This window comes from Patulibacter brassicae (assembly GCF_033949425.1).
GTDB classification, from domain to species: Bacteria; Actinomycetota; Thermoleophilia; order Solirubrobacterales; family Solirubrobacteraceae; genus Patulibacter; species Patulibacter brassicae.
Genome location: NZ_JAXAVX010000008.1, coordinates 39,223 through 52,104, shown reverse-complemented (window position 1 = coordinate 52,104; position 12,882 = coordinate 39,223). Strand labels below are relative to the sequence as shown.

General features: G+C 70.6%; 13 protein-coding genes and 2 tRNA genes. 10 read left to right on the top strand and 5 right to left on the bottom strand.

The genetic code is table 11. From position 1 onward, the window contains the following. The first annotated feature begins 8 nt into the window (after nt 1-8). The gene (locus SK069_RS14305; RefSeq protein WP_319954928.1) at nt 9-1,310 is read left to right on the top strand and encodes a hypothetical protein; all 1,302 of its coding nucleotides are present in this window, start codon (nt 9-11) and stop codon (nt 1,308-1,310) included. A 64-nt stretch (nt 1,311-1,374) separates the two neighbouring features. Here the strand turns inward: SK069_RS14305 and SK069_RS14300 are convergent. The 3 genes from SK069_RS14300 to SK069_RS14290 form a co-directional block, all read right to left on the bottom strand. Next, nucleotides 1,375-1,458, bottom strand: a tRNA-Leu gene (locus SK069_RS14300). A 98-nt stretch (nt 1,459-1,556) separates the two neighbouring features. Then, nucleotides 1,557-2,936 carry a glycerophosphodiester phosphodiesterase family protein gene (locus SK069_RS14295; protein WP_319954927.1) on the bottom strand — a complete coding sequence of 460 codons (1,380 nt, stop codon included), beginning with the start codon at nt 2,934-2,936 and terminating at the stop codon, nt 1,557-1,559. Nucleotides 2,937-3,054: 118 nt separating this feature from the next. Further along, a complete protein-coding gene (locus tag SK069_RS14290) occupies nt 3,055-3,756 on the bottom strand; it encodes a hypothetical protein (protein ID WP_319954926.1) in 702 nt (233 codons plus the stop codon). A gap of 151 nt (nt 3,757-3,907) precedes the next feature. On the opposite strand from SK069_RS14290, the gene SK069_RS14285 reads away from it, so the two are divergent. The 8 genes from SK069_RS14285 to SK069_RS14250 all read left to right on the top strand — a co-directional run bounded on the left by SK069_RS14285 (nt 3,908) and on the right by SK069_RS14250 (nt 9,909). Beyond that, nucleotides 3,908-3,980 (top strand) — tRNA-Glu (locus SK069_RS14285). Nucleotides 3,981-4,156: 176 nt separating this feature from the next. Next, a complete protein-coding gene (locus tag SK069_RS14280) occupies nt 4,157-4,558 on the top strand; it encodes a hypothetical protein (RefSeq protein WP_319954925.1) in 402 nt (133 codons plus the stop codon). After that, a complete protein-coding gene (locus SK069_RS14275; RefSeq protein ID WP_319954924.1) occupies nt 4,542-4,724 on the top strand; it encodes a hypothetical protein in 183 nt (60 codons plus the stop codon). Before SK069_RS14280 ends, SK069_RS14275 begins: the two co-directional genes overlap by 17 nt. Continuing rightward, the gene (locus SK069_RS14270) at nt 4,717-6,216 is read left to right on the top strand and encodes a terminase large subunit domain-containing protein (RefSeq protein ID WP_319954923.1); all 1,500 of its coding nucleotides are present in this window, start codon (nt 4,717-4,719) and stop codon (nt 6,214-6,216) included. The genes SK069_RS14275 and SK069_RS14270 overlap by 8 nt, the downstream gene beginning before the upstream one ends. A gap of 148 nt (nt 6,217-6,364) precedes the next feature. Then, a complete protein-coding gene (locus SK069_RS14265) occupies nt 6,365-6,535 on the top strand; it encodes a hypothetical protein (RefSeq protein ID WP_319954922.1) in 171 nt (56 codons plus the stop codon). Continuing rightward, nucleotides 6,528-7,208, top strand: coding sequence for a hypothetical protein (locus tag SK069_RS14260; protein WP_319954921.1), 681 nt, complete (start codon nt 6,528-6,530; stop codon nt 7,206-7,208). The genes SK069_RS14265 and SK069_RS14260 overlap by 8 nt, the downstream gene beginning before the upstream one ends. 329 nt (nt 7,209-7,537) lie before the next feature. Further along, a complete protein-coding gene (locus tag SK069_RS14255; RefSeq protein ID WP_319954920.1) occupies nt 7,538-7,777 on the top strand; it encodes an excisionase family DNA-binding protein in 240 nt (79 codons plus the stop codon). Between the two features lie 548 nt (nt 7,778-8,325). Further along, on the top strand, nt 8,326-9,909 hold the full coding sequence (locus SK069_RS14250; protein WP_319954919.1) for an AAA family ATPase: 1,584 nt from the start codon (nt 8,326-8,328) through the stop codon (nt 9,907-9,909). Here the strand turns inward: SK069_RS14250 and SK069_RS14245 are convergent. Both SK069_RS14245 and SK069_RS14240 read right to left on the bottom strand, forming a co-directional pair. Then, nucleotides 9,906-11,162, bottom strand: a complete 1,257-nt coding sequence (locus tag SK069_RS14245; protein WP_319954918.1) for an nSTAND1 domain-containing NTPase — start codon at nt 11,160-11,162, stop codon at nt 9,906-9,908. The two genes, SK069_RS14250 and SK069_RS14245, sit on opposite strands and share 4 nt — an antisense overlap. 694 nt (nt 11,163-11,856) lie before the next feature. Next, complete coding sequence (locus tag SK069_RS14240; RefSeq protein ID WP_319954917.1) at nt 11,857-12,270, bottom strand: hypothetical protein; 414 nt, start codon at nt 12,268-12,270, stop codon at nt 11,857-11,859. A 35-nt stretch (nt 12,271-12,305) separates the two neighbouring features. Here SK069_RS14240 and SK069_RS20315 point away from each other — a divergent pair, with 35 nt between their 5' ends. Next, nucleotides 12,306-12,542: a helix-turn-helix domain-containing protein gene (locus SK069_RS20315; protein ID WP_406628298.1), complete on the top strand. Its 237-nt coding sequence runs from the start codon at nt 12,306-12,308 to the stop codon at nt 12,540-12,542. The last annotated feature ends 340 nt before the right edge of the window (nt 12,543-12,882 follow it).

Here is a 12,882-nt window from a genome sequence, read left to right as displayed (position 1 = left end):
ATCGAGGGATGGCGATCGACCGGGAGACGAGCGGGTTCGGGGCCCGCCCCGGGTGGCGGGCGCCGAAGGGCGGGCGCGGCGCTCGCCGGAACGGCGCTCCGACGCGCACGCCGCCGGCGGCCTCCGACCCCGCGGCGCCGGACGCGGCGGCCGTCGATCCGGCGGTCGCGGGCCTCGCCCGGCTGGCGGGACTGGGGGAGGACGCCACGCGGCGGCTCGCCCGGCAGGAGCTGCCGACCCCGGGCGCGCCGGACGCGATCCCGGCGGCGCTGCGCGCGGTCGGCGCGGTCGCCGGCGAGCTGGAGCGCGAGCGCGACGCCGAGCGCCGGCGCGCGGACACCGCCGAGCAGCGCCGTACCCGGGACGCCGAGCGCCAGGCCGTCGCGCTGGAGCGCGCGCGGGCCGCCGAGACCCGTCAGCGGACGAAGGCGGGCACGGAGCAGGGCGAGCGCCAGCGGCTGACCGGCGAGCTCGAGCGGGCGCACGGTGAGCTGGCGCAGCTACGCGCCGAGGCGGCGTCGCGGCGGCGGACCGATGAGGCGTCCGAGGCCGCCGCGTCGCCGGGCGAGACGTCCGCGTCGGGACGGGGCGGCGCATCGAGCGCGCGGGAGCGCGACGCCGAGCACGAGGGCCTCGTGGCGCGCGTCGCGGACCTGGAGCGCCAGCTCGACGAGCGCGGTCAGGCGCTCGACGTCCTGACCGGGCGGGCGGAGGCGGCCGAGGCCGAGCAGGCGCGGCTGCTCGTGGAGACGCGACGGCTGCGGCGCCAGGCGATCGAGGCCGGCGCCGACGTCGACCTCGTCGACCCGGAGGACGTCGCGCCGCTGCGGATCGACGACCTGCCGGAGGTCCGCACCTGCCTGGAGGCGGTCCAGCTCGCGGCGCGCCACGCGCAGCACCTCGTCTACACCGACCGGGCCTTCGAGACCGCGCGCAGCGCGCCGTACGACGAGCCGCGCAAGCTCCTGCGCGATCTCGTCGCCCTGGACCGCGTCGCCGCCGCGTGGAACGCGCCCGGCGGGACGGGGCGACCGATCCGCGACGTCGCGCGCGACGAGGGCCTGGAGTGGGCCGACGACGTCTCGGCCACCGCGCTGGGCCAGCACCCGCGCGAGTACCTCTTCGTCCACGCCGGGCGCCAGCTGTGGGCCGGCCCGCACGTGAAGGTCGCCACGGGACGGGGGATGCGGCGCACCTGCCGCGTGTACCTCGCGCTCGTGAAGGGCGACGAGGCGGACCTCGCCGGCCTGCCGCGCGGCGCCTACGTCGGGCCGGTCGGCAAGCACCTCAGCGACTCGACCACCGGCTGAGCCCGGCCGGCGCGCGGAGCCCCCGGAACGACGAAGGCCCCGCGATGCGGGGCCTTCGGCGCGATGCGGATGAGAGGACTCGAACCTCCACGGGATCTCTCCCACACGGACCTGAACCGTGCGCGTCTACCAATTCCGCCACATCCGCAGGCCGTTGCCGTCCGGACCCGAGGGTCCGAGCGGGACGCGCACGATAGCGCATCGCTCCGCCGCGACGGCGCCCGGCTGCGGCCGTCGCGGGCGGGCTCAGCGGCGCAGCGTCGCGCGCCGGGTCCGCTCGCGGTCCTGGCCGTCGACGGCGGCCGCCGCGACCGCGAGGACCCGTCGCGGAGCGCGGCGCAGGCGGGTCGTCGTCGCCCGGCCGACCGGCACCGCGACGTCGATGTCGCGCACGCCGTAGGGCAGGCGGAACGGGGCGTCGCCGAGGCGGGCGTTCGCCGGCGGGTTGCCGCGCCGGCGCTTGCCCGGCACCGCGCGCAGGCGGACCGTTCCGCCGCAGGCGAAGCGGACGTCGTCCTCGGTCCGGCGCAGCGTCACGGTGACGCTGCTGCGCCCCGAGGCGGTCGACACGGGGGAGACCGCCACCGGCGTGGCGGCGCAGCGGGCGGCGGCCTCGCGCGCGCCGCCGAAGCAGTGGTTCGGGTTGCCGGGCGGGCGCGAGACGCCCCGCTCGCACAACACGCGCTCGAGCGCCCGCGGCGCGGCGGGCATCATCCCGTCGACGCCGAGGTCGAGCATCTGGCGGTACACGCGGTCGGACTCCTCCTGGCCGCTGAACCACACGTGGACGGCCTGATTCATCGCGTGCGCGCGCGTGACGAACTCCTTCGTCACGAGCGTCAGGCCGAACTGCTTCGGCGGCACCTGCAGCGCCTGCGTGCCGGGCGGCGTCAGGCCGGTGGCGAGGAACAGCGCCACGCCGGTGATGCCCGGGGCGACCGGGATGCTCGGGGCGAGCTCGCGGAACCGGTCGACCGCGGCCTGCTGGAAGGACACGACGATCAGCGGCGGATGCGGCACGCGCTTCAGGAGGTCGGCCAGGAGGCGGGCGTTGCGCAGGAACGAGTCGAGGTCCTGGTCCGACCGGCCCTTGATCTCGATGTTCATCGGCACGTCCGGGAAGGCCCGCAGGACCTCCTCGAGCGTCGGGATGCGGAAGTCGTCGGGCCGGTACCCCAGCGGCGGGGCCTGCTCGCCCGTCCGCACGCCGCGCAGCGGGTAGCGGTCGGCGGGCAGGTCGGCGACGGTGCCCTTCCCGGGCACGAAGTTCCGTGCCGCATCGAGCCGCTGGACCTCGGCGCGGGTCATCGCGTAGACGGAGCGGTCGACGCCGGTGGTCCGCTTCACGCTCTGGTCGTGGAGGACCATGAGCTCGCCGTCGCGGGTGGGCTGGACGTCGAGCTCGAGCGTGTCGGCTCCGAGCGCGAGCGACTCGCGCAAGGCGTACATCGTCCCCGAGGGATGCTCGCGCTCGCCGCCCTGGTGGGTCATGTTGATGACGCGGCGGTCGAGCCAGGTCGCGGCCGAGGCCGGCGCCGGGAGGGCGGTCAGGGCGAGGCTTGCGAGCAGCGCCGCGACGAGGACGCGCGCGGGAGCGCGTAGGCGACGGACGGGGAGCGCGGGCATGCCAGGACGCTAGGCCACCGGCGGGGGTGCGCGCGTGAACGGTTCGGGCCGACGCACTCGCCGGCCCCTGGGGGCCGCTGATGCCGGCCCGGCTGCGACCGCCGGTCGGGCGGGTGCCTCACGGGGTCGCGGCGACGGCGTGTTCCGCGGCGGCTGCCCAGTCGACGGTCACGCGATCGGGCCGGCGCCGGTCGATCGCCACCGGAACCGTGGTGCCCTCGTCCAGCAGGTGCACGGCGAAGGCGGGGACCCGCATCCGCCGGCCCGCGACGGGTCGCGCAGCACCGTCGTCGTCGACCACGAGCCGCACGTTCCACGCGTCGGTGCTCATCCCCATGACGACCACCGGCTCGATCCCGGTGATGCGGGCCTGCGCGCGGCGGCCCTGCTCCAGCCGCGACCGGTCCGAGCCCCGGTGGTCGATCCCCGGCTCGATCGCGTGGCGCAGCTGCTTCGTGCGGAAAGCGACCGCGGGCTCGTCGCCGAGGGCGACGCCCGCGCGGCGCAGCGTCTCCTCCCAGTCGATCGCGACGTCGCCGTCGCGGTGACGGACGAGCACGGTCGCGCCGAGGTGCGCGCGCTCGGGCTCGGGCAGGAGCTGCTGGCGGACGGTGACGCGCAGCGGCCCCGCCGCGGTCGGCACGTCGAGGCCGTAGAGCCACGTGTCGGCGGTGTCGTGCTGCTCGACGTACCGGATGGCGTAGATCCGGGCCGGCAGCAGCTCGCCCTCGGCCATGAGCCGCTCCAGCCCGCGGTCGCGGCGCGCGAACGTGAAGACGTTGCTCAGCGCGTCGGTCACTACGTCGCCGATGATGCTCATGACCGGACCCTACGAGCGGTGGACGGCGTCTACCAGTCCCGTCCTGGTGCCGCCGCCTGACGCCTCCGCGCGAGCGTCACGACGGTCGCCTCGACGACCCGCCGACGTCACCGCACGCCCCGGGTCCCCTTGCTATAACTCCCGTCCCCGCGCCGCTATCGTCTAGGGGACTAGGACGCCGCCCTCTCACGGCGGAAACCGGGGTTCGAATCCCCGTAGCGGTACTCAAGAAAGCCCCGCAAACGCGGGGTTTTCTGCTTCCTGGACTCCCTGTCGGTACTGGGGGTCGGGAGGGGTCAAACGCCCCTTAGATGCGGTAGATGCCGCAAGGATTCGGTAGCGCCGGGGGTCGAAAGAGGGGTCGAAAACACGGCCGCCGGGCGGCGCTACGGTGCGCCGCATGGGCCGCCTGTCGCCGTCTCCCAAGGGCAATCAGCGTGCCGTCACGCACGGCGCTTCCAGCGAGTTGCGGCTCGCTCCCGTACGGGAGAAGCACGCCGTGATCCTCAAGCAGCGGTACGAGCACATCGACGACGTGCGCCTGGCGCTGCTGGCGAACCTGTTCGCCCGGATCGAGCTGGCAACGAGATGGCTCGACGCGCAGCGCGGCATCGTGCGCAACAAGAACGGCGAGCCGTTCCACATCGTGCGAGACCTGCACCTGTGGGAGCGCCGCGCCGAGCGCATCATCAAGGAGCTGGACGCCGAGTACCGCCAGCCGGAGAGGCTCGATCTCGCCAGCCAGATGAGCGCCGTTGGAGAGGGCGAGGAGGTCGAGATCGCAGATGCCACGCCAGCTTGATCCCGCCATCTACATGCGGGACACCGCGACGGGAGCCGTCGAGCGCGTGATGCGTGGCACGACGGCCGGGCTCGAGCGCCTCAACGAGATGCACGCCCAGTTCGTGGGTCTTCGCCCGCGGTGGGAGCAGATCCTCAACCCGGCGTCGAGTGACGGCGATGGCTGATGCCGCAACGCTCCGGAAGGACGTAGCCGCATTCGCGGAGTACATCGAGAGACCCTTCTCCGATCGCCAGGCCGCCGACCTGCGACGCGTCGCGGAACGCCGGTTCAGCGCCATCGTGGGGCCGCGCCAGTCGGGCAAGTCGCGCAGCCTCGCCGTCTACGCGCTGTGGCGCGCCATGCGCAAGGCCGGGCAGCGCGTATTGATCGTGAGCGCCGGCGACATGGCGGCCAAGCGCCTCCTGAGCGAGGTGCGGATGGTCGTGAGCAGCAACGAGGCGTTGCGCGGGGCAGCGATCGAAGAGCAGGCCGCGCTCGTTCGTCTCAGCAACGGCAGCGAGATCCGCAGCGTGCCTGCCAGCGAGGCGCAGATCCGCGGCTGGAGCGTGGACGCGCTGATTCTGGACGAGGCGCAGTTGCTGCCCCAGGACTTGATCGTCAGCGCGGCGTTGCCGACGGTGGCGGCCAGGCCGGAGGCGCTGGTCATCTTCGCCGGGACCGCCGGGCGGGCTCAGGGCAGCTTCTACGACGCGGTGGTCCGCGGCGACCAGCACAGCGACTTCCACCAGACGTTCCGGTGGAGCGTGGACGAGTGCCCGTGGATCACGCCCAGCGCCGTGGCCGCCATGCGCGAGAGCATGTCGCCGGCGCGGTTCGCGGCGGAGATGTTGGGCGAGTTCCAGTCGGGGAGCGACGCCCTGTTCAGCAAGGAACTGCTCGACCGCGCAACGGCCGACTACGTGCCTGGCACGCTGCAGAGCCTGCGCGGGCCCGCACGGGTGCTCGCAGGGGTCGACTGGGGAGCCGTACACGACCGCTCAGCCCTGGTGGCAGTGGCCCGGCTGCCGTACGTCGCCACCGACCTGCCGATGTTCGGCGTTGCGCTCGCGCACCGCTGGCAGGAGGGGGCGCCCCTGCCCGACGTCGTCAGCGACATCGTCGACGCACCGGCGCACTGGGGGTTTCTCGTTCCCGAGCGCAACGGCATCGGCGAGTCCGCCACGCAGACGCTCCTGCGGGCGATGGCCCGACGCCCTGGCAACGCTGGCGGAGCTCGCCGCAACCGCCTACGCCTCGTCGACGCGACGCGCTTCGAGCAGCGCACGCGGCAACGTGACCCGCGCCCCGCGCGACGTGACTGGCACGCCCGTGTGCTGCCGCATATGACGTCGGCGCAGTCCAAGGGGGCGATGTACGGCGACCTGGCGATGCTCCTGCACCGGGGGCAGATCGTGCTGTCGTCGAGCGACACCGAGCTTCTGCGCGAGCTGCTGTTCCTTCGGGTGGAACTCACCGCTGGGGGCAACGAACGGGTCGAGGCCGCAACAGACGAGGGCAGCGGCCACGACGACCTTTCGGACGCCCTGGCCTTGGCGCTGGCGCCGCACAAGCTCCGTGATGGTCGCTGGACGACCTTGGTCGGCCGCTGCGCCGAGCTGGACTCGCCACGCCCCGAGCCGCCGCCCTCAACCCTGAGGCGGCCTTCCGGACCGTGAAGACCGGCGCCGGCCTGAACGTTCCGCGGGTCCCAATCTGGCAGTCCGTCGGGGGCAGCAACGTAAGCGCGCCCGAGCACCTTCTCCGCCCGCCGCCGCGGCGCGTGGGCGACTTCGTGGTGATGACAAGGAACCGACAGGAGACGCAATGAGTACCCCGTACGACGGGATCAATCTGGACGAGGACACGCCCGACTGGGAGCCGCTGACGTTCGCCGAGGTGCAGCGCATGTCGCGCGACGAGATCATCGACCGCTGGGACGAGGTCGAGGTCGCTCTGGCCGCCGGGCCGACGCCGAAGGACGGCAACGATGACTGACGCGTTTGAGGAGCGGGAGCGGCTGCGCGGCGAGATCCGTGCGGCGACCTTGACCGGCGGCGAACTCAGCGCGCGGGCGGTTGAGTTGCGGCGGCAGATCGCAGAGGCGGACGTTGAGCAGTCCGACAACTACGCCAGGCTCGCTCGCGGTCAGATCGAACGGAAGCAGCTCAAGGCCACGAACGAGCGCCGGGCCGACCTCCAGAAGGAACTGGCGGAGGTGACCGTCGAGAGCCAGGGGGCGTTGCGGGGCCGGCGCCAGGCCGAGGCGGAACTCAAGGCGCTGTACGAACGCGAGCTGGATGCGTTTGCGAAGGAGGCCGAGAAGACAACGCAGGCGGCGCGGGCCGCGATGGAGGCGTTGCGGGGGCAGTACGTGCAGGCGCGCGAGCTGTGGGGTGCAGCTCAGGCCGCGTGGCACCCGCTCACGGTGGCCGTGCGCGAGCGCGTCGAGGCCAGCTTCGCCGACCAGGGCATGTACCCGTCGCGAGACGAGGTCGAGCGGCTGTCGCGGTGCCCGCCGTGCCCGCTGCCCAGCGATGTGGACGTGTTCGACAACGACATTGCGCCCCGGCCGCTGGGCCTGCTGCGCGAGGCCATCGAGAACACTCCGGCGGCCTACGTCGGCGAGATGGAGATCGAGGACGCAGCGCCTACCGCTAACGACTCGTAAGAGACCGCCTTGAATCTTAGCGGCCCCTTGCGGTAGTGTGCCTTCTAGGCGTACACACACCGTGCACTCGTTGGCGACAGTCGCGTCCGTTGCCCCGCTGCCGAGCGGGGTCTCTGGGGCGTGTAAGAGCCGTGACCGTTCAGCCCACTCGGTAGGGCCGCGATCGGATCCTCCAACGAGGTCTACGCCAGGCGCGTCGCAAATGAGCTTTCCGCGCTAAGGGCCTTCGGCAAGTCTCGAGCGGCGGTGTCTCAAGCCCGAGTGGCGCCTTGAAGTGCAGGCGGCGTCTCCTGGGTTTGAGACCCGTGCCTGCCGCTAGGGAGCCTTCGATGCCGAAGACCGAACCGACGCAGCCGCCCGTCCTTTCCAACGGGCAGGAACGGCTTTCCTTCTCCATCAATGAGGTCGCAGACCGGCGCGGCCTGACCCGTCGCCACGTTCGCGAGCAGATCGCGGCTGGGCGCCTTCGTGCGTGGCGCGCCGGCAATACCTGGCGCGTCGACCGCGAAGACGAAGAGGCCTGGATCGCTGCCGCGAAGGACGAGGCCGCCCCCAAGACGGCCGCGTAGTTCCCGGGCGCTCCGGAACGCAGCAGGGCCGGCGAGGGAGAAAGGAACCCTCGCCGGCCCTAGTCATCACACACACCAACCACGGGAAGGAGCCGCGAGGTGAATTCTACCACCAAAAACGGTGGGTTGCTACCGCGCACCCATATCTATCGAAGAGTCAGTGGCGAGCCTCTGTTCATGGTGCGTATCGAGGTCGGTCCGGACGGCCAGAAGAGCGTCACTCAGGAACACTGGACCGGCGCCGCGTGGGCGCCCGGCCGCAACGGCGCGCCCTCGGTGCCGTACCGGCTGAACGATCTGGCCGACGTGGCCGAGGCCGGCCGGGCCAGCGTGCGGATTACCGAGGGCGAGAAGGACGTGGACGCTCTCTGGGCCGAGGGGTTCACCGCGACGTGCAACCCCGGCGGGGCAGGCAAGTGGACCGATGACTTGACCCGCCACCTAGCCGACCTCGGCTACACGAAGGCGACCGTCGTTCGCGACAACGACGGGCCGGGCCGGGCTCACGCCCTGAGCGTTGGGAGAGCCTGGAGCGGGGCGGCATCCGGGTGGTTCATCGCGCTCCGCCGAAGCCCCACAAGGACGTCAGCGACCTCCTGGACGCCGGTGGCAGCCTGGCCGACCTACGACGCACGCGGCCCAAGGCGCCAGGTACCCCGTCGCCGGGGGCGCAGCGGGTCGTACAGGCCGCAGGCGAGCCACTACCGGCGGCGCTGCGGCTGCTGCTCGACCGAGAGGGCGCCAGCGCCAAGCGCACCGCCAACGGCTGGCAGGTTCGTTGCCCGGCGCACGAAGACCGCGGCCCCAGCCTGAGCGTGGCTACGGGCGACGACGTCCCGGTCGTCCTGCACTGCCACGCAGGCTGCACGGTGGGGGAGATCGCCGCTGCGCTGGGAGTGTCGCCGGCAGAGTTCTCGCGGGCGTTGCCGACCGACGAGTTCCGACGCGACGTCGAGCGGGAGCGGCGCCGCATCGAGGTTCGAGAGGAGGCCCGGCGGCTGATCGCATCGGACCGCCCGCGGCCACCACTGCCGACCGGAACCTTGGCCGACGCCCTGGCTGAGCCCTCCACCGAGGCCGAGTGGACGGTCGACGGCCTGCTGCCATTCGGTGGCAACGCCGTCGTGGTGGCCCTGGCGAAGTCCGGCAAGACCACGCTCGCGATGAACCTCGCGAAGTCGTTCGCCGACGGCGACGCGTTCCTCGGTCGATTTCCGGTGCGGCCGCTCGATGGGCGGCTGCTCTACCTCGACTACGAGCTCTCGCGTCGGCAGGAGCTGAGCTGGTTCCGCGGCATCGGTATCGAGCAGACCGAGCGCGTCGTGCCGTGGTCGTTGCGAGGCGAGAGCTTCCAGTTCTGGCTCCCCGAGGTGCGTGACGAGGCTGCCGCGCTCTGTCGCGAACAGGAGATCGAGGTCGTTGTCGTTGACCCCTGGGCGCGGGCGGCGCGGCCGTTGGTCGAGGAGGAGAACAGCAACAGCCAAGGGGCCGCGTGGACCGACGCGCTGGACGCGTTCAAGAAGTCCGCCGGCATCCGAGACGCCGTGGTCGTGACGCACACCGGCAAGGCCACCTACGAAGACGGCGAAGAGCGAGCCCGCGGAGCACAGCGCCTCGAGGACTGGATGGACGTGGGCTGGTACCTGACGAAAGACCGGGCCAGCGGGCGGCGCTCGTTCCGGGCGATGGGGCGCGACGTGGACCTGGATGCCATCGACCTTGCCTACAGCCCGGGCAATCGTGCGTTGTTGGCCACCGGCAAGACCCGTGCCGAGGCCCGCAGCGAAGAAGGTGCCCGGCGCGCAGTCCAAGCAGTGGCGGCCGTGGGGGAGGGCGCGAGCAGCACGAAGGTCATCGAGGCGATGACCGGGACCAAAGAGAACCGGCAGCGATGGCTCGACAGCGCAGAGCGGGAGGGCTACATCGAGCGCCGCGAGAACGGCCAGACGAAGCAGTGCTTCTTGACGGCCAAGGGGCTGGCGTTGCTGATCGCGCAGGGCGCGCACCTGTTGCAGGTAAAGGAGTGGCTGGGCCACGCCAGCGTCACCACGACCGAGCAGTACGCCCACCTGGCCCCGGACCGCAACGCCGACCTGGCCGCCCGCCTGGGCGTCGCCAGCCAGACCTGCTAGCTCAACTCACCCTTCTTGGGGAGGAGCCCCTGCTCCTCGACAGCCACCATGACCCGAATGAAGGCCTTCATTCGAGGGTCCTTGAACGCGGTGAGGTTGTAGACGCGCGTTCCGTCCTGAGACGGTCGCGGCACGTCACGCAGGATCTCTCCGTACTCGGGGGTTCGCAGCGTTGCAAGCGGTCCGCTCAGGGTCGTCGATGGAACGGTCTCGTTCAGGTACTTCGAGATGGACGTGGTGAGCTCTTCCATGGTCACAAAATCGCTGGGACTCTCCGCCATGGCTCGGAGGATCTGCTTCCGGTACCGCTTGGGGCCGACGGTTTCGATGGCCTCCATGTAGCGCTGCGTTAGACGCCGCTCACTTGTCTTGATGAACGTTGTAACGGCGTAATCGATGTCCTCGTCGGACACCTCACCCGTCTCGCGCTTGACGGTTCGCTCTGCGACGTCGAGGCAGACCTCCTGGAGGAGGGCCGGGGCCCCAGCCGCTGTCCTCACCATCCGCTCGACCAATTCCGTAGCGATGTGGATGTCGAGCTTTCCCATTCCGTTGGTCACAACGAAACGGGCTTCGTCGTCGGTCATCGGGTTCACGCGTACCTCGCGGAGAATCCGATCGATCCCCTGATCCTCTTTGACGAGTTCGGCCGCGTCGGCTGTCGTGCCGATCACGACGATCTTGGGCCAGCCGCGATTCAGCCCGTTGTTCGCCTTGATCATGGAAGCTAGCTGACGGCGAAAGCCTTCGGACGCCGTGTGGACTTCATCGAGTGCAAGGACGATCTCCGCGTCGGCCATCGCGTTGAGAAGGCCATGGTCGGTGGGCGTCCGAACTAGCAGTTCGGTCCTGGAGGACGACGACTCCGTGATCTCGCCTTTTAGCTTCGCCTTCAGAACCGAAAAGTACGAGGCCTCGGCTTCTCCGCCGATCGTGGCGCCACGGCCCTTCGTGGTTTCGACCACGACTTCGTAGTCCAGTGCCTCGAGGACGAGCCGCGCAACGTCGTCAAACTTGCGGTCCTGGGGGGTTAGGAAGTGGATCAGTCGACCATCGCGGTCGGCTTCCGCGAAATGCTTCTTGATGAGCGTGGTCTTACCCACCCCGTACTCCCCGAACACGACCGGGACCTCACTGCGCGTTAGAGCACGATCTAGAGATTCCTCGGCTTCTGTGCGCGCGGCGTAGACGTTGGTCTCTTTCACCGGAAGGCTCGACGGCGTAAAGACCTCGGTCGGCAACAGCTTGGCCATCGCCGCAGCGTAACGACAGGTGCGGCGACCGCAAGGCGTAGGGGTCGAAAAAGGGTCGAGCGCGCTCGCGGCCGTACGCAGTGGCCTAATTTTGCAGGCAATTCGTGGTGAAGGACCGGTGCTGGCCGGGCCCTCTCACGGCGGAAACCGGGGTTCGAATCCCCGTAGCGGTACCTCTCGAAACCCCCGCCCAGCGGGGGTTTCGTCGTTCTCGAAGCCGTGACTTGCGTTCGCCCTGAGCGCGCGTATCGGCGGCGTGTCCGCCAGGCGTCGGCTCGCCGCCCAGACTGCCCCCAGTCCAGGCTTCGCATGCTCAAGTCACTGCTGCGCCACAGTGCTTGCACCGAACAGCTTGCCGCTTGATGCTCTCGGCGCAGGACGGGCATCGCCGTGTGTCTTGCTCCAGTCGGACTGCTACTCCGCGGGCCGTCAGGCCCTTCCACGAGCTAGGAATCGGGCCGCGTGTGTATGCCACGCGGATGACGGCATTCGCGCCCATGCTGATCGCTTTCTCCCTGAGTCTTGAGTTGATGGCTTCGATGCTCGGGGAACGATTGAGCGGGGTGCGTGTGCCGATCCGAGCGAGGACGTCTCCGACGACCTCGTAGGGTCGGTCGGGCTCGCCGTCGTGGATCTCGATGTCCTCGATGCGCATTGTCTCCGCGTAGTTGTCGGTAGTGGCCGGATCGATCCGCTACTTCGGGATTCGAGCCCGCGCCGCCAGAATCGTGTCGGCTGTAGACGAGGAGCACGACCGGAGCGAGTCCGCCTCGCGTCTGAGGTAGTCGCTGAGTGGTGCGCCGTCGATCGTGACCCGCGGGTAGTTCTTGACGACGCGGCCGGACTGCGCGGCGAAATCATGGAGGTCCGTCTCGCTGGCGTCATGCTGCCCCAGGCTTCGGGTCTCGCAATAGGTGTGGGCTTTGCTGGCAGCGAGCTTCAAGCCGAGGGCGACGACCTCGGGGTTGTAGCCGGGGTCCTTCTCGCTGTCGGTGAGGGCGTCGTTCGTCCTGACGTCGGGCTCGTTTGCGGCGTCGGTCGAATCTGAGCCACATCCGGTCAGGCCGAAGGTCACGACCACGAGGGTCACGAGCGCAAAGGTTCTCATCGCTGCAGCCTAACTTGTGACTTTCCCTCTGGTGGCTGGGGGCATGTCACAACACGATCGACTTAGCGGACCTGGCCGCCTTCGCAGCGAACGTGCGCGCGGCGCGGGAAGCGTCCGGGTTCACTCAGGAGGACGTCGCAGATCGATCCGGGATCCACCCGACCGAGGTCAGTCGGATTGAACGGGGCCTGCGGGATCCGCGGATCTCGACAGTCCTGCGACTGGCAAAGGCCCTAGACGTCCCGCCGTCGAGCCTGATCGACGGCGCTTGATGCCCTTTCAATAGCCGGACAGTCATGGTCGCCGGTTCAAGGCCTCGTCAGCACGCAGCGCCGGCGGTGGTACGTCTCTGGGCCATAACGCTGCGAAGGGCTGGAAGCCCTTCCGGGGAGCGGCGGGGCATAAGCGGGCTGGGCGTCGGCCGTCGGTCTACGTCGTGCGGTATCACGGCGCCAGCGCGATGCCGATCCCGAGGCCGACCCGCCGCCCGGCATCGGCGGGAGGGCGGACGACGAACCTTGAGCCGCCCTCGGCGGCTGGACGACGGGCCAATCGCGACCCCAACGAGCAGAGGACGCAGCGCTCCTCGGCAACGGACGTCGCCACGCGCGA

Bases quoted from the DNA above. Each gene is read 5' to 3' on its own strand.
- SK069_RS14260 (WP_319954921.1), top strand. From the start codon at position 6,528: ATGACTGACGCGTTTGAGGAGCGGGAGCGGCTGCGCGGCGAGATCCGT.
- SK069_RS14255 (WP_319954920.1), top strand. From the start codon at position 7,538: ATGCCGAAGACCGAACCGACGCAGCCGCCCGTCCTTTCCAACGGGCAG.
- SK069_RS14270 (WP_319954923.1), top strand. From the start codon at position 4,717: ATGGCTGATGCCGCAACGCTCCGGAAGGACGTAGCCGCATTCGCGGAG.
- SK069_RS14290 (WP_319954926.1), bottom strand. From the start codon at position 3,756: ATGAGCATCATCGGCGACGTAGTGACCGACGCGCTGAGCAACGTCTTC.
- SK069_RS14305 (WP_319954928.1), top strand. From the start codon at position 9: ATGGCGATCGACCGGGAGACGAGCGGGTTCGGGGCCCGCCCCGGGTGG.
- SK069_RS14240 (WP_319954917.1), bottom strand. From the start codon at position 12,270: ATGAGAACCTTTGCGCTCGTGACCCTCGTGGTCGTGACCTTCGGCCTG.
- SK069_RS14295 (WP_319954927.1), bottom strand. From the start codon at position 2,936: ATGCCCGCGCTCCCCGTCCGTCGCCTACGCGCTCCCGCGCGCGTCCTC.
- SK069_RS14265 (WP_319954922.1), top strand. From the start codon at position 6,365: ATGAGTACCCCGTACGACGGGATCAATCTGGACGAGGACACGCCCGAC.
- SK069_RS14245 (WP_319954918.1), bottom strand. From the start codon at position 11,162: ATGGCCAAGCTGTTGCCGACCGAGGTCTTTACGCCGTCGAGCCTTCCG.
- SK069_RS14275 (WP_319954924.1), top strand. From the start codon at position 4,542: ATGCCACGCCAGCTTGATCCCGCCATCTACATGCGGGACACCGCGACG.
- SK069_RS14280 (WP_319954925.1), top strand. From the start codon at position 4,157: ATGGGCCGCCTGTCGCCGTCTCCCAAGGGCAATCAGCGTGCCGTCACG.